A 19,085-nucleotide genomic window follows, 5' to 3' on the forward strand; every position below is an offset into this window, starting at 1 on the left:
AATTTCCTTAAAATATCTTGTTTAATAGCTTATTAATTGCTTTATCAACTTTTTTATTTTTATCTGTATCTTTAGCATCATTATTTTTAACACCAAGTATATTTTTCACAGAATCAACAACACTGCCCACATCTAATTTTATCTTAGGATTATCAGTCGTTCCTGCAATATTTCCTTTAAAGTCAGCTTTGTCAATTTTAGCACTAAAAGGAAGATTTAAAGAACCACTTTTTGAATTAAGCTCTCCTGAATTTATAACAATACTAGCATTATCAGCTTGCATATTTAAATTTAATTTTATATTTTCCTTATTAATCAATGCTTTTGCATTTGCTGTATGAAAAACTTCTTGGGTAAAATCTTTTAAAGTTAAAGCTTTTAAAGCCTTGGTAATAGAATTTGGCTTAAGTTTTCCCTGCTTGACATCTAAATTCACTTCGCCTTGTTCATTTAAAATATTATAATTTGCTTTTACATTAGCCTTACCTTGATAAACATCCATTATATCTATTCCTTGAGCTAAAGTATCCAAATCTACATTGTTTAAATCAGCGTTAATAATATTATTTTTTAAAATTGCATTTAAAGTTCCATTGAATAAATTTTTACTCATGATATTAAAATTTAACGTTTTATCATAATTGATATCGCCATTAAAACTAGCCGAACCTTTAAGTTTTCTATCTAGTAAAAATCCTAGTTTTGAAAAATCATTGACATCTAAATTAAAATTAGATTTTAAATTTATTTTATTAATATCAAAACTACCTTTTAAATGTGAAAGATTAGCTAAAGTAGAATTTAAAACACTATCAAACTCAGCAATACTATTTTTTAAAACTACGTTAGATTTTAAATCATAGTTTATATTGCTTGGAAATTTTTTATTTAAAATTTTACCTAAAACTACAGAATTTAAAATACCCTTTGCATTTAAATTTATATTTCCATTAAGATTTTTCAAATCAACACTATCTAAATGCGCTTTTGCATTAATATCTCCACTTGCATAATTTGGCATACCTGCAATAACTAAAATTTTTGAAAGATCGAGTTTATTGATATTTAAATCCAGCTTTTCTCCATCAGAGCTCGCTTTTATAATTCCATCAGCAATATTTGCATCTGCGCTTAAATTTTGTATCTTTGAACCTATGATATGAGCTTTTGCATTTAATTGCACATTACCTTGTAGCTTTTGTCCTGCAATGGCACTAAATTGTGATAAATCATCGATAAAAGAATTTAAATCTGTATTTAATTCTCCATTTTTTAAATTATAATTTCCAGATAATTTTTTGATATTTAATAAATTAGAAGCCAAAATTGCATTATAAGTGATATTATTATTTTTAGCAAGAGCTTTTGCATCGAAACTAAAAGTTGTACTTGGAAGTTCTATGTGGGCATTTTTTTTAAGTTCTTGGGTGTTTATTTTTGCATTATCGATTTTTGCTTCGGCATTAAAATTAGCAAAATCAAGACCTGTGCTGCTTAAATTAGCATTCAAATTACCGTTAATCAAACTACCATATCCGGCAATAGCTAAAATTTTTCCTAAATCTGCACTATCAATCTGAGCAAGTAATTGATTATTTTTTAAACTAGCTTTTATTTCACCACCTAATCCTATAATATTAGCATTTAAAGCTTGTAAGGCATTATTAGCCAAACTTAAATCTCCTATAGTTTGTAAATCACCATTTAGTTTTGTTTTTGTCAGTTTTTCAAGTTTAGCTAGACTAGGAATTTTTAAATCAAAATCTGTAAAAAGAGTGTTGTTGGATAAATTATATAAAGTTTTTTGAGTTTGTAAATTTAAATAACCATTATAAATTTTACTCACAATATAAACCTTATCTTCTTTTATATTTGCCAAAATTTGAGCTTTTAAATTAGAATTTTCAGGCAAATCTATCCCGAATTCTTTTTTAAACTTTTCATAGTTTATATAAGTATTATCAAGTTTTATTATAATATTCCCATCAGGTTTTAAATCTTTGGCAGTAATTTTACTCGCTATATCTAAAGTTCCTTTTGCCAAATTTGTCTTACCAAGAAGTCCTAATAGTTCCGAAATTTGCATACTTTGAGCACTTAAATTTAAAGCAATAGGAGAATAATCATAAATGCGAGTATCTAGCAAGACATCAGATCCAAATAAATAACCTTTTCCATCGGCGATAAAATCACTCGCTTTGCCTTGAATTTTTCCTCCAAAGACTAAATTTTCTTTTAAATTTAAACCTAAATTTTGAGCATAACTTTTATCAAATTTAATAGCATAATTAAGATCAAAGCCTAATTTAAAAAGATTTAATTTTCCATACAAATCAAGATTAACCATATTTTCCAAATTAAGCTGGAGATTGATACTTGAAAAGCGTAGATCAAAGCGTGTAATATTCACATCAAGCCCAGAGCTTTCTTTAATCTTGCTTTGAGCTATATTGGCAACAAAACTATTACCAAAACTTGTAAATAAGATTCCATATAGAACCATTATAAACACCGCAATTAAAATAAAAACCGCATAAAAAAATTTTTTCATTCGTTTATCCTTGATATATTTTTTATAAAAAAAATTTAGTCTATTTAACTAAAGTTATATAAATATTTTTACTAAAACTATTGACAAAATTCATTTTTTATTGTATGATTTTATCACTCAAAATTAAAGAGTGCTAAAATTATTTTTTAAGGATGGACAAAATGAATTTTCAACCTTTAGGAAAACGTGTTCTAGTTAAACGCGTAGAAGAAACTAAAACAACATCTTCGGGTATAATTATACCAGATAATGCTAAAGAAAAACCACTAATCGGAGAAGTAATTGCAGTAAGTAAAGAAATAAGTGATATATCAAACGGTGATAAAATTATATTTGCCAAATATGGCGGAACCGAAATCAAACTTGATGAAAATGAATATTTAGTGTTAAACATTGATGATGTTTTAGGAATTTTAAAATAATTTTTTAAGGAGTAAGAAATGGCAAAAGAAATATTTTTTTCAGATGAAGCAAGAAATAAACTCTATGAGGGTGTTAAAAAATTAAATGATGCTGTAAAAGTAACTATGGGACCAAGAGGTCGCAATGTTTTAATTCAAAAAAGTTTTGGTGCACCAAGTATCACAAAAGATGGTGTAAGTGTTGCTAAAGAAGTTGAATTAAAAGATTCTTTAGAAAATATGGGTGCTTCTTTAGTGAGAGAAGTAGCAAGTAAAACAGCTGATCAAGCAGGTGATGGAACAACGACTGCGACCGTTTTAGCTCATGCAATTTTTAAAGAAGGTTTAAGAAATATTACAGCAGGGGCTAATCCTATCGAAGTTAAACGCGGTATGGATAAAGCTTGTGAAGCTATCATAGCTGAACTTAAAAAACTTTCTCGTGAAGTTAAAGATAAAAAAGAAATAGCTCAAGTTGCTACTATTTCAGCAAATTCTGATGAAAAAATCGGAAATTTAATTGCTGATGCAATGGAAAAAGTTGGAAAAGATGGTGTGATCACTGTTGAAGAGGCTAAATCAATCAATGATGAATTAAATGTTGTTGAAGGTATGCAATTTGATAGAGGATATTTAAGCCCTTATTTTATCACAAATGCTGATAAAATGTTAGTGGAACTTTCAAATCCTTATATTTTACTTTATGATAAAAAAATATCGAATTTAAAAGATTTATTACCAATTTTAGAACAAATTCAAAAAACAGGAAAACCACTTTTAATTATTGCTGAAGACATTGAGGGTGAAGCACTTGCGACTTTAGTGGTTAATAAATTAAGAGGTGTTTTAAATATTTCAGCTGTAAAAGCGCCTGGTTTTGGAGATAGAAGAAAAGCCATGCTTGAAGATATCGCTATTTTAACTGGCGGGGAAGTGATTTCTGAAGAACTTGGAAGAACTTTAGAAAGTGCAACCTTACAGGATTTAGGACAAGCTTCAAGTGTGATTATCGACAAAGATAATACTACAATTGTAAATGGTGTTGGTGAAAAAGCAAATATTGATGCAAGAATTAATCAAATCAAAGCACAAATTGCTGAAACAACAAGTGATTATGATAAAGAAAAATTACAAGAAAGACTTGCAAAGTTAAGCGGTGGCGTAGCTTTAATCAAAGTTGGAGCCGCAACTGAAACCGAAATGAAAGAGAAAAAAGATCGCGTTGATGATGCTTTAAGCGCAACAAAAGCTGCTGTTGAAGAAGGTATAGTGATCGGTGGTGGTGCCGCACTTATCAAAGCAAAATCAAAAATCAAACTAGATCTTAAAGGTGATGAAGCTATTGGAGCTGCAATAGTAGAAAGAGCTTTAAGAGCGCCTTTAAGACAAATTGCTGAGAATGCTGGTTTTGATGCAGGTGTTGTTGTTAATACTGTAGAAAACACAAAAGAAGAAAATACAGGTTTTGATGCTGCTAAAGGCGAATATGTAGATATGTTTGCTTCTGGCATTATCGATCCTGTTAAAGTAGAAAGAGTTGCTTTACTTAATGCAGTATCTGTAGCAAGTATGCTTTTAACAACTGAAGCAACTATTAGTGAAATTAAAGAAGACAAACCTGCTATGCCTGATATGAGTGGTATGGGTGGAATGGGAGGCATGGGTGGAATGATGTAATTTCCATCTAAGCTAAAATCAAGTCAGCTTTCTGGCTTGATTTTCACCAACTTAGCTTAAACACGCTCCCTTGATTTTCCGCTGATTCACAAATAATTTTTATATTATTATCATCACAAATCTTTTTTACCAAGGATAATCCAATACCAAATCCTCCTTGATCTTTATTAAATCTTGCGTAACGATCAAAAATAAATTTCAAATTTTCTTTTGATATACCACAACCTGTATCAGTAATACTTAAAAAATTTTCTTTTAGTTCTATAGAAATAGCTCCATTTTTTTTATTATATTTAATTGCATTGCTCAAAAGATTATCCAAGAGTTTTGAAATTTGATTTTTAATAGCAAAAATCTTTACTTTATCTAATCGAAGTTCTAGTTTTATCTTCTTTTGTTCAAAAAATAATTTAAAATATTCTATTCTTTCTTCTAATAAAATTTTTAAATCAAATTCTTGTTTTTCGCTTTCTAAAGTACTTGGAAAATTGTAAAAAACTAAATCAGAATACACTTGAGATAAGCTTTTTGCTGCTAATTTAATGCGCTTAAATTTATGATTATATTTCAAATTTTGTTGTTCAAGCTGTTCTATGCTCATCAAAATAACACTTAAAGGAGTGTTTAGTTCGTGTGTAGAATCTTTTATAAACCTATTTAAAATACTGATTCTTTCTTCTAGAGGTTTCAAGGCAATTTTTACCAATAAATAAGCTATTAAACCGAGTGCAAAAAAAGCTGCTATAGCAAAACCAAAAACCCTTACTCTAATATAAAAAAGTTCTTTGCTAACATCTTCTCCTTGAATTAAAATTTTCAATCCATTTTCATTGTCTAAATTTTCATCTTTAATATATTGCAAAAAATATAAATCTGTGCTCATTGGAGCGATTAAAAAAACTTTTCCGTCATAAATTCCCCTGCCCTTAAATTCAATTTTTGCTTTTCTAAAATTAAAATCTAAATTATCAAAAATAGTTTTATTATTATCAAAAATAGCAAAATTAAGCCGGGAACTTTGTGCAATATTTTTAGCACTTACATTCATAGGAGTAAAACGGGAATTTATAATACCTATAACAATATTTCTATGGATCTCTCTTAAAGATGTGCTTTTTAAAATTATCAATTCTTCATGCAGTTTTTGATACCAAAGTACAAAAAAGAAGGTTATAAAAAATCCCGTAGTCGTAAGATAAAGCAATAAAATTTGTCTAATGACTTTCTTGCTCATAACGATATCCCCTGCCTCTTTGATTAATAATCTTCTCTTTGCCTAATAATTTTCTTAAATTTTTAACATAAGCCCTTAAGCTAAGTTCGCTAGGTTCTTCATTATATTCCCAAACTTCTTCAAAAATCCTTTCTGGGCTTAAAAAAATATTTTTATTTTTTAATAGCAATGATAAAAGTTTGATTTCCTTACTTGGCAAAGTCAAAGCTTTATCAAAATGATAAAGAATTTGAGAAGTAAAACTAAATTTAAAACCATTCCCTAAATCTTCATAATCTTCATTTTTATGAGAGAATGCTCTTTTAAGCAAAGCTTGTATTCGAATAGAAAGTTCCGTAAGTTCAAAAGGTTTTCGTATATAATCATCACAACCGACTTTAAAGCCTTCTTTTAAGTCATCAACTGTGTTTAAAGAAGTCATAAAAATAGCAGGAGTTTGTTTTCCATATTCTCTTAACTCTTTTAATAGAGAAAAACCATCTCCTAATGGAACTTTAACGTCTAAAATCCATAAATCAAAATGTTTTTCATAAGCTAATTCTAAAGCTTCTTGAGCATTATTGCAAACATCAAGTTTATATCCTTGCTCTATTAAATATTCTTCTATAATCTCGCTTAAACTTAAATCGTCTTCTAAAAGTAAAATTTTTGTCGCCATTATTTCCCTTAAGAATTATAATTTTTATATAATTGTAACAAAAAAATCAAACTACAAATCTAAATTTAACCAAAATAAAAATATTGAGAAATAAGAAAGATTTGAAAAAGAAGTAAAAATGGCTCCGGATGTAGGATTCGAACCTACGACCAATCGGTTAACAGCCGACTACTCTACCGCTGAGCTAATCCGGAATAAAATTAAAAATGCAATTATATTGAAAATTAATACATTTGTCAAGATTTTTTTAAAAGATATTAAATCATTCCTTGACAATAATATTCTTCAAATCAACAAAATAAAATAAATTCATTCCATCTTTGTAGCTATAATCAAGCTTCATTTCATGTGTTTGCAAAATAGTATTTACTATATAAAGCCCTAGTCCGAAGCTAGATTTTTGCTTTGTTCCTTGTGTAAAAGCTTGAGTATAATATTCTAAAGTATTATTAAGTTCAGGACCACAATTTTTAAAACAAATAAAATCTTGTGTTATATTTATTTGCACAAAACCATCTTTAGAGTGCTTAATACCATTATCTATCATATTTTTAATCGCTGTAGTAAAAAGTTTAAAATCAACATTTACGAAAAAACTTTCTTTCATAAAAATTCTTATATTATTATCATCACGCATCGCTATTTCTTTAGCCTCATCTAAAACATCTAAAATATTATATTTTTTTCTATTAATAAAAGCGGCCCCCGAGGTTATTTGTTCTATAGCGGCAAATTCATTGATTAGAATTTCAAGTCTATTGAAAATATTTTCTAATCTTTCTTTATATTTATTATCTTCCAACATTTCAAGAGTGATAAGTCCTTTTGTAATTGGAGTTTTTAACTCATGCATAATATTTCTTAAAAAAAATTGACGCGATTGATTTAGTTTTCGAATTTGTAAAATAGCTTGATAAAAAGCTTCACTCACTTGAGAAATTTCATCTGCTCCGGTACTGACATCTTCTATATCATTAAGCTTTCCTTGTGCAAATTTATCAATTTGTTTTTTAAGAGTTTTAAGAGGTTTTAATTTTTTAAATATAAAAATATAAAGCAAAACAAGTATACAAATTACAGCTACAGCGATCACTTTTATAATAAAATATCTATAAGTTTGATAATCTTGATCTTTATAAAGATTTACTTTACCATCATAAATTATATTTAGATAAACTTGATTATTATAAGAAATGATTTCTATTAAACCATTTCTAACTTCAACTCTATCTAAAATATCGCCATTAAAAAGAATTTTTCGAATTCGTCTAGCTTCTATTATTTGTTCCATTTTATTATAGTTTTTAGTTTGCTCTTCAAATTCTCTTTCACTGATAACTCCTGCAAAATACAAAAGTCTAGCATTGGCAATTAAAGAATATTTAGTATTGAGCTCTCTAGTATAATTTTGCTGGTCGTATTCAATAAGCCATAAAAAACCTAAAACAACACTTATACCAGCAAAAATAAAAATAAAGGTAATGGTATAAAAAACTGAAGATTTATTCATTGAGTTAATTTATACCCTATACCTCTAATAGAATGGATATATTTTGGCGTCTTTGGATCATCGCCCATTTTTTGACGAATTCTACTAATAATAACATCTATACTTTTATTACTAGAATCTTCACTTATAGATGAGCAATTATAAACAAGCTCTTCTCTGCTCACAACTCCACCTTCTTTTTTGATCAAATAACTTAAGATATCAAATTCAGCATTCGTTAAAAGAAGCTCTTGTCCTTTCATTGAAATTGTATGCTTGTATTGATCATACACAAGATCTTTTACGCTCTTAGCAAGAACACTTTTAGTATTTGAAATACGTCTTAAATGACTTTTTATACGTGCTTGAAGTTCTTTAGGATTATAAGGTTTTGGCAAATAATCATCTGCGCCAAGCTCTAAAGCATTTACTTTATCTGTAATATCGTGTCTTGCACTTGAAATAATTATAGGAGTATCATATTTTTTACGAATTTCTTCACAAACTTCAAGCCCATCAAGCCCTGGCAAAGAAAGATCTAGAATGATCAGCTGATATTCCTTCAAAGCAAGTTTTGAAAGACCTATATAAGGTTCATGTGCTATATCCACTTTCATTTCAAATTTTTCCAAATACTCAGCAGTAATTTCAGCCAATTCTAAATCATCTTCTATCATAAGAATATTAGTCATTATACTCCTTTAATTTGTTCTTTAATTTTAATTTTAAACTAAAATTTATAACAAAAAGAAAACCTTTTTTGCCATAAATTATTTTAACACCAATAAAGTAGCAAAACCATTACGATATACCCAAATTTTGGTAAATTCTTTTTTATTGATATGTTTTAACGCCTGATCTAAGTCTTTTAAATTTTTAATCTCATCTTGACCAATACCTATAATCACATCTCCTTCTTTAAATCCAGCTTCATCGGCCTTGCTTTTACTCTTAACCTTCTCTACTAAAACCCCATTCACATCTCTTGGAAGTCGCAAACGATCTTTTAATCTAGAATCTAAATTTCTTAAACTTAAACCATCAATTAGATTTTTTTGCACTCCTGTTAAATTCTCTTTTTCTCCCTTAAGAATAAAGCTAGTCTGCTTATTGTCTCCATCTCTTTCATAATCAATTACTACTTTTTCTCCAATCTCAAGTGTGCCTATATAATTTTTTAAATCCATTGGATTTTTAATGACTTTATTATTTACCCTTGTAACTAAATCTCCACGTTTTAATCCGGCTTCATCGGCACTAGATCCTTTTTGAACATCGGTAATCAAAGCACCTTCTTGATTTTTATAAGCTTTTTTAGTTTCTCCTTGTAAAGCTGATATAGTTACTCCTAAGAAACCTCTTTCAATTTTTCCTTTTTCGATAAGTTTTTTAGCTATATCTTTGACCATATTTGAAGGAATGGCAAATCCTATGCCATTGTTACCACCACCACGAGAAAGTATTGCTGAATTAATACCCACTAAAAAACCACGACTATCAACTAAAGCACCGCCTGAATTTCCTGGATTAATAGAGGCATCAGTTTGTATAAAATTTTCATATTGATTAAGACCAATATTATCTTTATTTAACGCTGAAATAATTCCGCTTGTAACACTAAAGCCAACCCCGAAAGGATTTCCTAAAGCAAATACAACATCGCCTTCCATTAAATCATCTGAATTAGCAAAAGTAACAGCTGAAAGATCTTTAGCTTCTATTTTAATCACAGCCAAATCAGTTTTTGGATCTTTGCCTATTAACTTAGCTTTATATTCTGTATCACTGCCTGGTAAATTTACAGTAATTGTATCCGCATCATCAACTACGTGATTGTTAGTAACAATGTAACCGTCCTTTGAAATAATCACTCCTGATCCCAAAGAACTGATCACTTCTTTGTTGTTTTTGCTTTTTCTTTGAGGAAGATCAAAATCAAAAAATTGCTTAAAATAAGGATCATTAAAAAAATCATCTAAAGGGCTAAAATGATTTGCCTGTGCTATAGTTTTTGAAGTTGAAATATTAACAACTGATTTTTTGACATCTTTAATAGAATCATGATAACTTAATATAACTCCACCATCTGCTGGATTAACACGATTAGCAGACGTATTTGATTCATTGAAATTAACACTCGCTGCAAATAATGCACTTGCTAAACCTATTGACAAAACAATCTTTTTCATATTTTTTCCTTTCTATATAGAAAATTTATAAATCCTAATATGGTTTTATTTGTAAAAAAATATTTTTTACATAAGACATAGTATAAAATCAAAAATTTACGAAATTGTAAATAAAAAAACTTGAGTGGTAAAAATTGATAAAACTTGATTGACTTAGACTAAAGTTTATGTTATAATAACAATAATATAAAAAACTAATTTTTTTAAGGAAAAAAATAAGCAATGAATAGTTTATATGAAACACTTGGAGTATCAAAAAATGCAAGCTCTGATGAAATAAAAAAAGCTTATCGTCGCTTAGCAAGACAATATCATCCTGACATCAATAAAGAAAAAGGAGCTGAAGAAAAATTTAAAGAAATCAATGCTGCTTATGAAATTCTAAGTGATGAAAAAAAACGTACTCAATATGATCAATATGGTGATTCTATATTTGGAGGACAAAGTTTTCACGATTTTTCAAGAAATACCGGAGGAATTAATTTAGACGATATCTTGAAAGATTTATTTGGCGGAGGGTTTGGTGGATCTTCACGCCATCATCGTTTTAATGGATTTTCTTCTAAAGGTTTTGGTGGGTTTGGAAATTTTGAAGAAGAAGATTTAGACTTAACCATAGAACTAACCATTCCTTTTGAAAAATCTGTTGTTGGGGGAGAACATACTTTTACCTTTCAAGGAGAAAATATTAAATTTAAAATTCCACACGGTATTAAAGAAGGAGAAAAACTTAGAATTCGCGGAAAAGGAAAGAATGCTTACAATAAAACCCGTGGAGATCTCATTATTATAGTAAAAATTGAAGAAAGTAAAATATATCAAAGAGACGATGATGATTTATATCAAAAAGTTGATATTTCACTTAAAACGGCTCTTTTTGGCGGTAAAATTACAATTAAAACTTTTAAAGAAAACAAGAAAGAAGCTACAATTTCTATAGCTCCAAATTCAAAAAATGGACAAAAGATACGTTTAAAAGGTTATGGGGTGCAAAATAGAAAAAATAATATTTATGGAGATATGTATTTGATTTTAAATATTATATTGCCAAATACAGAAACATTAGATGAAAAACTTATCACACTTTTAAAAGAAAAACTTCCATAGAAAGGAGAAAATAATGGATCATCACTACGACGAACCTGTATACCTAATAAGCGTTGTTGCTAAAGTCTTAAGCATACACCCACAAACCTTAAGACAATATGAAAGAGAAGGACTAGTAGAGCCAAGTAGAACTGATGGTAAAATAAGACTATACTCTCAAAGAGATATCGATCGCATCAAATTAATACTTCGCTTAACTCGTGATATGGGTGTAAATTTAGCAGGAGTTGATGTTATATTAAAATTAAAAAATCAAATTCACGAATTTGAAAATTTAATCGATGAGTTACGTTTGGAACTTAGCAAACAGAAAAATCCTAATGCAACCTCAAAAGCTGTTGTTAAACATAAAAACAGCTTTGATTTAATCTTCTATGAGAAAAAATAACAAAAAATGGATAATTTTTTAGAAATTTTTCTCATTGCGGCGGCTATTGCTATTATCTTAAATGTTATTTTAAAAAAATTCGAAATTCCAACTATTATCGGTTATATAGCAGCTGGAGAAATCATTTCTGAAATTTATCATTTAAGCGGGAAAGGCGAAATAACTCATATTGCTGAATTTGGTATCGTTTTTTTAATGTTTACAATTGGACTTGAATTTTCTTTTAAGCATTTAATGGCTATGAAACAAGAGGTTTTTTTAAACGGATCTTTGCAAATGCTTACTTGCGGATTTGTATTTACTTTAATTACTATGGGAATTTTAGGTCTTGGAGATAAAAGTGCAACCATAGCAGGTTTTGCTTTAGCACTCTCTTCTACTGCTGTTGTACTTAAGATGCTAAATGACAATGGAGATATTAATGAACAATACGGCAGAAAAGCTTTAGGAATACTACTTTTTCAAGATATTGCGGTTATTCCTTTACTGCTACTTGTAGATATATTTTCATCTAACAATCAAGACATAGGACAGCTATTACTCACTTCTCTTATTTCAGCAATTATTTTAATTGCTTTGCTTTTTTTTATAGGAAAATATTTAGTAGATAGGGTTTTTAGGCTTATTATTCGTGCTTCTTCTCAAGAAATTTTTATAGCTACAATTTTATTTATGGTAATAGGTGCAAGTTTTTTAGCAAACTATTTTGGCTTTTCCTATTCTCTGGGTGCCTTTATAGCAGGAGCATTGATAGCAGAAACCAAATATAAACATAAAATTGAAGCCGATTTAATTCCTTTTAGAGACTTACTCCTGGGGCTTTTTTTTATGACAGTAGGAATGCAAATTCAACTCGATATTATCACAGAAAATTGGTTTTTAATTTGTATTTTAACCCTGCTAATTATGTCTATGAAATTTGGTATAATATTTGGATTTTTATTTCTTTATACAAAAAAAAGAGTAGCTCTAAAAACTGCTTTTTCTATTGCCCAAATTGGAGAATTTGCTCTAGCAATTTTTTCTCTTTTGCAAGCTAAAGGTATGCTTGATATTAAAACTTCACAAATTCTAATTGTGGTTTCAATTATAACAATGATTATTACTCCTTTTATACTTAATAACATACGCAAAATTGCAAATGTCGTTGAAGATATGACTTTAAATAAAAACACTATACAAAACAATACTCAACAATACAAATTAAAAAATCATCTTGTCATTTTTGGTTATGGACGCTTAGGGCAAGAAATGGTGCAAAGGATTAAAAATACTGGTGTACCTTATTTAGTACTAGAAAGTGATTTAAATTTGGTTGAATTAGGAAATAGTCGTGGGGAAAATGTGATTTTTGCAAATGCTGCCCAAGAAGAAACTTTAAAAATTGCCAATATAGAAGAATGTGCTGTTGCAGTCATTACTATAACCAATGAAGCAAAACTTGAAATGCTTTGCCAACTTTTATCATCTTACCCAAAGCCTATTGATACTATTATCCACGTTAGCGGAAATCTTGAAAAAATGTTGTTTTCAAGCATAGATGAAAATATTCGCGTTATAAATTCTGAAAAAATTTTAGCTAGAAATTTAGTTCAAGAAGCTTTAGAATGTAGAATTCATAAAAACACCTAAGGTATAGTTTTGACAAAAATTAACGAAAAAAACTTAAGAGTAAAATATTTAAGAGCATTAGAAAAATTCTCTAATATAGCAAGATCCTGTTTAAAAAGAGAAGATTTTGAATTGGAAAAATTTCAAGAAAGAATGCAAAAAAATAAAAAAGTTGTAGAAAAATGTCAAGCGGTTATTTTAAACTCAACCTATAGTAAAAAATTAGAAAATTTTGTCAATGCTTGTCTTGATTTTTCTAAAGAAAAAGAAGAACTTTTAAATCTTGCCAACGCTTTAGATAAACTAAAAAACCAAAACCACAAAGAAAAACATAAAAACTATTTAAAGGAATACGAATGATTAATGTATTTTTTGATATGGATGGAACGCTTATAGATAGTGCAAATGCAATTACTTGTGCTGTTAATGAAATTCGTGCTGATTTAAATTTAAATCCTCTTCCTAAAGAAAAAATAATTACAATTATCAATACACCCAATGTAGATTGGGCTAAAGAGCTTTACAACATTGACAATTTTCATCATTCTGGTTTTAAAGATGGCTTTGAAAAATATTTTATTAAGCATTATAAACAAAGTGTGATTTTATTTGATGGAGTAATAGAGCTTTTGCAATTTTTAAAAAGTAAAAATTGTTTTTTAGCAATTGCGACAAATGCTCCACAAAGTTCTCTTTCTAGCATACTTAAAAAACATAATATCATTCCATATTTTGATAAAATTTTAGGAGTGAGCGTTGGTATAGAACCAAAACCTAATCCTCAAATGCTTAATCTTCTTATTAACGAAGCACCTTATCCAACAAGTATTTTTATAGGCGACAGCCAAAAAGACAGAGAATGTGCTAAAAATGCAAAAATTCCATATTACCACGCTAAATGGTATCAAACAGAGAATTTAAAAGAAAATGAATTTGATAGCGTACAAACTCTAAAAGAATACTTATTAAAATATTTATGAGTTTTTTAATGAAAATATCATAAAATAATACAAATTGTATTCAAAGAAAGTTTAAAAAATGAGTGAATTATTGATCGAAATTGGCGTAGAAGAATTACCCGCTATACCTTTATTGAAAGAACTTCCAAATATAGAAAAAAAATGGCAAAATATTTTAGATGAATATCGCTTAATGAGTGAATTTATATTTTATTACACTCCTCGTCGTTTGGTATTTTTTCATAAAAATTTTCACAATAAACAAGAAGATACTACCGCTGAATTTATAGGAGCACCTAAAAATATAGCTTTTAAAGATGGACAATTAACTTCTGCGGGTCAAGCATTTTTAGAAAAAGCGGGTATAAAAGAAAACGAACTTGAATTTAAAGAAATTAAAGGAAAGGAAGTCTTATATCATCAAAAAACTCTTCGGGGTAAAAATAGTACCGAAATTTTAGGAGAAATGATAGATAAATTCCTAAAAAGTTTGAGTTTTGGTAAAAGTATGCGCTGGGGAAGTAATTCTTTTGAATTTATCCGTCCTATAAAAAGCATAGCTTGTATTTTAAATGATCACCTTGTTGAATTTGAAATTTTTGGAGTAAAGAGTTCCAAAAAAACTTTTGTCCATAGAAGTGTCAGTTATAACTATTTTGATTTTAAAAGCGCTAAAGAATATTTCCAAATTTTAGAAGATAATTATATTATTCTTGATCCAAAAAAACGCCAAGAAAAAATTTTAAGTGAATTTGTAAGACTTGAAAATGAGTATAAAATTTCTATTGCACAAGATGAAGAACTTTTAACTGAAGTTGTAGCAATTACAGAATACCCTAAGGCCCTTTTTGGAACTTTTGAAGAAGCTTTTTTGGAAATTCCAAACGAAGTTATCATCACTTCAATGCGAGAAAATCAACGCTATTTTGCTGTTTTTGATCAAAAAGGCTTGAGTAATCATTTTATAGTTGTTAGCAATGCGGTTTGCGAGGATTATTCTAAAATTATACACGGTAATGAAAGAGTTTTAAGAGCAAGATTAAGTGATGCAATGTTTTTTTATCAAAATGATTTACAAAAAGGCTTAGAACCTGAAAAACTTAAAAAAATAGTCTATCTTGAAAATTTAGGAACTATTGGCGATAAAAGCTTAAGAGAGATTGAACTTGCAAAAATTTTATGCGATTTTTTTCAAAATGATAAGATTGAAAATATTTCTAAAGCTATTTATTATGCAAAAGCGGATTTAGCAACTCAAATGGTTTATGAATTTACAGATTTGCAAGGAATTATAGGAAGTTATTATGCCTCAAAAATGGGTTTTGATTATGAAATTTGTTTAGCTATAAAAGAACAATATTTGCCAAATTCTGAAAAATCAGATCTTCCAAGTACCGAATTTTCAAGTATAGTTGCCCTAGCTAATAAATTTGACACACTTTTGGGACTTTTTAGTATAGGAAAAATTCCAAGCGGGACAAAAGATCCTTATGCTTTAAGACGTGCCGCTAATGGAATTTTAAAAATACTTTTAAATTTAAATAAAAATTTTGATATCAATATATTTTTAGAAAAAGCCTCAAAAAACTATCAAAATTTTGATTTGCAAATTTTAAAAGATTTTATTTTTGAAAGACTTTATACTTTTTATGATCTAAATCCTAGCTTTATCAAAGCAGTTCTTGCTTCAAAAAATTCTGATATTATTTCCATCGATGAAAGCATTAAAGCTTTGGCAAAAATCAGTCAAAAAAGCAATTTTAGTGATTATTTTAGCACTTTTAAACGCCTTGCAAATATAGCTGAAAAAACTACAAACAATATTGATGAAAATTTATTTATAGAAACAGAAAAAAAACTTTATATCGCATTTCAAAAAAGCTTAGAAGCACATACTATTAAAGAAAGATTGAACAATTTATTCGCTTTAAAACCAGAAATTGATGCTTTTTTTGAAGCTGTTATGATCAACGATAAAGATGAAAAACTTAAAAATAACCGCCAAGCTTTGGTATATAATATCTATCAAGAATTTCTAAAAATTGCAGACATCAAGGAGCTTAGCTTATGAAAAAAATATTGACTTTAATTTTTTGTTTCTTTACTTGTGTTTTTGGAGCTCAAGAAATAAAACTTATCAAAGGACAAGCTATATTTTTGGAACTTGAAAAAAATAATTTTATAGAATTAAAAAACCAAAATAAAACAATTCCAACCTTTAATCATCCAAAAAATAAAAATAAAATCCTTGCCATTTTTGCCCTACCCTATAAAAATCCTCCAAAAAGCACAAAATTAATCGCTATTTATAAAAATAAACAGCAAGAATTCATCATCAACGCATTAGAAGGAAATTACAAAAGCGAAAAAATACAGGTGGCAAAAAATAAAATTTTTCCACCTAAAAATGTGCAAGAACGTATCAAAAAAGAATTGCAAGAAGCTAATGCTATCTACACTTCTTATACGCCAAAAGCTTTATATGATGGGACTTTTACAATACCCCTTACAAGTTTTATCACAAGTGATTTTGGAAAAGCTAGGGTATTTAATAATCAAGTTGCAAGCTATCATAGCGGAACAGATTTTAGGGCTGCAAGTGGAACTCCAATTTATGCTGCAAATTCTGGTATAGTCAAAATTGCCAAAAATAGATATTATTCTGGAAATTCTGTAGTCATCGATCATGGATTTGGAATTTATTCTCAATATTATCATCTTTCAAAGATTAATGTAAAAAAAGGACAAAAAGTTAAAAAAGGAAAACTTATAGGTCTAAGCGGAGCTACTGGAAGAGTGAGTGGACCACACTTGCACTTTGGAATATTTGCCGCACAAAAACAAGTAGATCCTTTAGATTTTGTAAAAAAATTTAATGCACTCTTTAATGAAATTTAGTGATTTTTTTAATAATTGGCTTCACGAAAACTACTATAAAAATGTTGCTCAAATAGGTAAAAAAGGGGATTTTTTTACCGCCGTAAGTGTAGGAAATCTTTTTGGAACTTTACTAGCAAAACATTTTTTAAAACTGATTGATGATGGTATTATAAAACCTCCTTTAGAAATTGTTGAAATTGGGGCAAATGAGGGTTATTTAAGCCGTGATTTTTTATCTGCTTTGCTTGAATTTAGGCCTGAAATTTTTTCTCAAATTTCTTTTTTTATTGTTGAGCCTCATGAAAAATTAAGAATTTTACAACAAAAAACCCTAGAAAGTATTGATTTTACTCACAAAAACAATTTAGAAGAATGTCATTTTAAAAATGCCTTTTTCTTCTGTAATGAACTTTTTGATAGCTTTACTTGCGAACTTATAGATGATAATAAAATGGCTTATGTACAAGATTATCAAATCATTTTTAAACCTATAGATAAAGCTTTGAAGGAAAAATGCGAAAAGCTTAATTTAAAAAAAGGAGAATTAAGTCTAGAACTTGAAAATTTTCTTAAAAAACTCGATCAAGTCAGTGAAAAATTTATCTTTGCAGGTTTTGATTATGGGACTCTTGACAATGATCGTTTTAGTATAAGAATTTATCAAAAACACGAAGTTTTTAACCTTTTTGAAGTTCCTTTAAAAGATTTTTTTGGAAAAAGCGATATAACCTATAATGTGAATTTTAATCATTTAAAGATTGTTATTGAAAATTTAAATTTCAAGCTTTTGCATTTTAAAAAACAAAGTCAAGCTTTAATCGATTTTGGCTTTGAAGAATTGTTAGAATATACCAAAAATAAAAATATGAAAAGTTATGAAAATTTACTCTCTCAAGGCAAAATTTTATTTTTTAATTTTGATGAAAAATTTCATTTTTTTGAATTTGCAAAACTATAAATTCGCTATACAAAGACCTTCTCTTAAACCTTCATCAATAACTATAAATTCTTCTTCATCAAAAATAGCAAAAAATAAAAAACAACCCGCAGTTAAATATTTTTTACGTGTTTTTCCAAGATAAAAATTTGCCTCTTCTTCACTCATATTCCAAATTTTAAATGCGTATTTAAAAAAATCTTGAGTGTGTAAAATTTTTCCATTGATCTTTTTAGCGTCATATCTTTCATAATCTAAACCGCATTTTAAAGCAGCCAAAGCTGTAGGAACACCTGAATTTAAAACCACTTTTTTAATTTTGCTTTTTTTAAAAACTTTTTTAAGCTCTTTAACCTCATCAAAAGCTTTAAGTGCTATATTTTTTAATTTTTTATCTTGAATTAATAAGTGAATTTTTAATTTTTTATCTTTTAATTTGTAGGGAAATTTAGGATATTTTTTCAATATTTTTCTAAAAGAAAAAGTAAAATAATCATTTTTAAAATTACATTTTTCATAAAAACTTATAATGCCAAAATCAAAACTTTGAAAATGCTCATCAAAAGATAACTCACAAGAAGCACCTCCTAAATCACAATAAGCAAAATGCCCTTTTATGCCCAAATTATCAAGAGCATTTTTCATTCCCAAAACGCTAATTTTGGCTTCTGTTTTAGCATCAATAACTTTAAAATTAATCCCAAATTGCTCCTTTAAATCTTTAAAAATTTCATCCGTATTGCTTGCCTTTCTAAAAGCTGCAGTTGCAACAGCTTTTGCTTTATGTAAATTTTGTTCTTTAGATAAAACACTCAAAGCCTCTTTTATTTTTTCTATAGCTTCGGCTGAAATTTGCCCACTTTTAGATAAATTTTTTGCTGCACCTATAATGAATTCATATTCTTTTATTTTTTTAAATTTTTCATCCATTTCGACCGCTCTTAAAGTGTTTGATCCCAAATCAATACCAAGCATTACTTTTCCTTGCAATTTTTGGAGTATAA

Annotated in this window: 17 protein-coding genes and 1 tRNA gene; 10 read left to right on the forward strand and 8 right to left on the reverse strand. The window is 28.2% G+C overall.

The genetic code is table 11. The features are described from left to right. Positions 1 to 7: 7 nt before the first annotated feature. A complete protein-coding gene (locus CQA69_RS01730; RefSeq protein WP_137620121.1) occupies positions 8 to 2,551 on the reverse strand; it encodes a translocation/assembly module TamB domain-containing protein in 2,544 nt (847 codons plus the stop codon). Between the two features lie 161 nt (positions 2,552 to 2,712). Here CQA69_RS01730 and groES point away from each other — a divergent pair, with 161 nt between their 5' ends. Both groES and groL read left to right on the forward strand, forming a co-directional pair. Beyond that, positions 2,713 to 2,973 (forward strand): co-chaperone GroES, encoded by a 261-nt coding sequence (groES, locus tag CQA69_RS01735; RefSeq protein ID WP_137620122.1) that lies wholly within the window; start codon positions 2,713 to 2,715, stop codon positions 2,971 to 2,973. A gap of 18 nt (positions 2,974 to 2,991) precedes the next feature. Further along, entirely contained in the window at positions 2,992 to 4,629 is a 1,638-nt protein-coding gene (gene groL, locus CQA69_RS01740; RefSeq protein WP_137620123.1) for a chaperonin GroEL, read from the forward strand. A 43-nt stretch (positions 4,630 to 4,672) separates the two neighbouring features. On the opposite strand, the gene dccS is transcribed toward groL, so the two are convergent. The 6 genes from dccS to htrA all read right to left on the reverse strand — a co-directional run bounded on the left by dccS (position 4,673) and on the right by htrA (position 10,199). Continuing rightward, entirely contained in the window at positions 4,673 to 5,863 is a 1,191-nt protein-coding gene (gene dccS, locus CQA69_RS01745) for a two-component system sensor histidine kinase DccS (protein WP_137620124.1), read from the reverse strand. Further along, positions 5,844 to 6,521: a two-component system response regulator DccR gene (gene dccR, locus CQA69_RS01750; RefSeq protein WP_137620125.1), complete on the reverse strand. Its 678-nt coding sequence runs from the start codon at positions 6,519 to 6,521 to the stop codon at positions 5,844 to 5,846. The genes dccS and dccR overlap by 20 nt, the downstream gene beginning before the upstream one ends. A gap of 119 nt (positions 6,522 to 6,640) precedes the next feature. After that, positions 6,641 to 6,715 (reverse strand) — tRNA-Asn (locus tag CQA69_RS01755). Positions 6,716 to 6,783: 68 nt separating this feature from the next. Beyond that, the gene (locus CQA69_RS01760; RefSeq protein ID WP_137620126.1) at positions 6,784 to 8,031 is read right to left on the reverse strand and encodes an ArsS family sensor histidine kinase; all 1,248 of its coding nucleotides are present in this window, start codon (positions 8,029 to 8,031) and stop codon (positions 6,784 to 6,786) included. After that, positions 8,028 to 8,702: a response regulator transcription factor gene (locus tag CQA69_RS01765; protein WP_137620127.1), complete on the reverse strand. Its 675-nt coding sequence runs from the start codon at positions 8,700 to 8,702 to the stop codon at positions 8,028 to 8,030. Before CQA69_RS01765 ends, CQA69_RS01760 begins: the two co-directional genes overlap by 4 nt. Positions 8,703 to 8,780: 78 nt before the next feature. Then, positions 8,781 to 10,199, reverse strand: a complete 1,419-nt coding sequence (gene htrA, locus CQA69_RS01770; protein ID WP_137620128.1) for a serine protease HtrA — start codon at positions 10,197 to 10,199, stop codon at positions 8,781 to 8,783. Positions 10,200 to 10,421: 222 nt separating this feature from the next. On the opposite strand from htrA, the gene CQA69_RS01775 reads away from it, so the two are divergent. Genes CQA69_RS01775 through CQA69_RS01810 form a run of 8 tightly spaced genes read left to right on the forward strand, consistent with a single transcriptional unit; the run spans position 10,422 to position 18,102 of the window. Further along, positions 10,422 to 11,306, forward strand: a complete 885-nt coding sequence (locus CQA69_RS01775) for a DnaJ C-terminal domain-containing protein (RefSeq protein WP_137620129.1) — start codon at positions 10,422 to 10,424, stop codon at positions 11,304 to 11,306. A 13-nt stretch (positions 11,307 to 11,319) separates the two neighbouring features. After that, a complete protein-coding gene (locus CQA69_RS01780) occupies positions 11,320 to 11,694 on the forward strand; it encodes a heat shock protein transcriptional repressor HspR (RefSeq protein WP_137620130.1) in 375 nt (124 codons plus the stop codon). 6 nt (positions 11,695 to 11,700) lie between these two features. After that, positions 11,701 to 13,326 carry a cation:proton antiporter gene (locus CQA69_RS01785; protein WP_137620131.1) on the forward strand — a complete coding sequence of 542 codons (1,626 nt, stop codon included), beginning with the start codon at positions 11,701 to 11,703 and terminating at the stop codon, positions 13,324 to 13,326. Between the two features lie 9 nt (positions 13,327 to 13,335). Continuing rightward, positions 13,336 to 13,665 (forward strand): DUF810 domain-containing protein, encoded by a 330-nt coding sequence (locus CQA69_RS01790; RefSeq protein WP_137620132.1) that lies wholly within the window; start codon positions 13,336 to 13,338, stop codon positions 13,663 to 13,665. Beyond that, a complete protein-coding gene (locus tag CQA69_RS01795) occupies positions 13,662 to 14,285 on the forward strand; it encodes an HAD family hydrolase (protein ID WP_137620133.1) in 624 nt (207 codons plus the stop codon). The genes CQA69_RS01790 and CQA69_RS01795 overlap by 4 nt, the downstream gene beginning before the upstream one ends. 58 nt (positions 14,286 to 14,343) lie before the next feature. Further along, complete coding sequence (gene glyS, locus CQA69_RS01800) at positions 14,344 to 16,335, forward strand: glycine--tRNA ligase subunit beta (protein WP_137620134.1); 1,992 nt, start codon at positions 14,344 to 14,346, stop codon at positions 16,333 to 16,335. Continuing rightward, positions 16,332 to 17,162 carry a peptidoglycan metallopeptidase Pgp3 gene (pgp3, locus tag CQA69_RS01805; protein WP_137620135.1) on the forward strand — a complete coding sequence of 277 codons (831 nt, stop codon included), beginning with the start codon at positions 16,332 to 16,334 and terminating at the stop codon, positions 17,160 to 17,162. Before glyS ends, pgp3 begins: the two co-directional genes overlap by 4 nt. After that, the gene (locus CQA69_RS01810) at positions 17,152 to 18,102 is read left to right on the forward strand and encodes an SAM-dependent methyltransferase (protein ID WP_137620136.1); all 951 of its coding nucleotides are present in this window, start codon (positions 17,152 to 17,154) and stop codon (positions 18,100 to 18,102) included. Before pgp3 ends, CQA69_RS01810 begins: the two co-directional genes overlap by 11 nt. On the opposite strand, the gene CQA69_RS01815 is transcribed toward CQA69_RS01810, so the two are convergent. After that, positions 18,097 to 19,056, reverse strand: coding sequence for a Ppx/GppA phosphatase family protein (locus CQA69_RS01815; RefSeq protein ID WP_137620137.1), 960 nt, complete (start codon positions 19,054 to 19,056; stop codon positions 18,097 to 18,099). The two genes, CQA69_RS01810 and CQA69_RS01815, sit on opposite strands and share 6 nt — an antisense overlap. Positions 19,057 to 19,085: the final 29 nt, after the last annotated feature.

Origin of the sequence: Campylobacter estrildidarum (genome assembly GCF_005406205.1) — a bacterium.
Lineage (GTDB): Bacteria > Campylobacterota > Campylobacteria > Campylobacterales > Campylobacteraceae > Campylobacter_D > Campylobacter_D estrildidarum.

Excerpts from the sequence above, each read along its gene's own strand:
- CQA69_RS01730 (WP_137620121.1), bottom strand. The coding sequence starts at position 2,551 with ATGAAAAAATTTTTTTATGCGGTTTTTATTTTAATTGCGGTGTTTATA.
- groES (WP_137620122.1), top strand. The coding sequence starts at position 2,713 with ATGAATTTTCAACCTTTAGGAAAACGTGTTCTAGTTAAACGCGTAGAA.
- groL (WP_137620123.1), top strand. The coding sequence starts at position 2,992 with ATGGCAAAAGAAATATTTTTTTCAGATGAAGCAAGAAATAAACTCTAT.
- dccS (WP_137620124.1), bottom strand. The coding sequence starts at position 5,863 with ATGAGCAAGAAAGTCATTAGACAAATTTTATTGCTTTATCTTACGACT.
- dccR (WP_137620125.1), bottom strand. The coding sequence starts at position 6,521 with ATGGCGACAAAAATTTTACTTTTAGAAGACGATTTAAGTTTAAGCGAG.
- CQA69_RS01760 (WP_137620126.1), bottom strand. The coding sequence starts at position 8,031 with ATGAATAAATCTTCAGTTTTTTATACCATTACCTTTATTTTTATTTTT.
- CQA69_RS01765 (WP_137620127.1), bottom strand. The coding sequence starts at position 8,702 with ATGACTAATATTCTTATGATAGAAGATGATTTAGAATTGGCTGAAATT.
- htrA (WP_137620128.1), bottom strand. The coding sequence starts at position 10,199 with ATGAAAAAGATTGTTTTGTCAATAGGTTTAGCAAGTGCATTATTTGCA.
- CQA69_RS01775 (WP_137620129.1), top strand. The coding sequence starts at position 10,422 with ATGAATAGTTTATATGAAACACTTGGAGTATCAAAAAATGCAAGCTCT.
- CQA69_RS01780 (WP_137620130.1), top strand. The coding sequence starts at position 11,320 with ATGGATCATCACTACGACGAACCTGTATACCTAATAAGCGTTGTTGCT.
- CQA69_RS01785 (WP_137620131.1), top strand. The coding sequence starts at position 11,701 with ATGGATAATTTTTTAGAAATTTTTCTCATTGCGGCGGCTATTGCTATT.
- CQA69_RS01795 (WP_137620133.1), top strand. The coding sequence starts at position 13,662 with ATGATTAATGTATTTTTTGATATGGATGGAACGCTTATAGATAGTGCA.
- glyS (WP_137620134.1), top strand. The coding sequence starts at position 14,344 with ATGAGTGAATTATTGATCGAAATTGGCGTAGAAGAATTACCCGCTATA.
- pgp3 (WP_137620135.1), top strand. The coding sequence starts at position 16,332 with ATGAAAAAAATATTGACTTTAATTTTTTGTTTCTTTACTTGTGTTTTT.
- CQA69_RS01810 (WP_137620136.1), top strand. The coding sequence starts at position 17,152 with ATGAAATTTAGTGATTTTTTTAATAATTGGCTTCACGAAAACTACTAT.
- CQA69_RS01815 (WP_137620137.1), bottom strand. The coding sequence starts at position 19,056 with ATGCTTGGTATTGATTTGGGATCAAACACTTTAAGAGCGGTCGAAATG.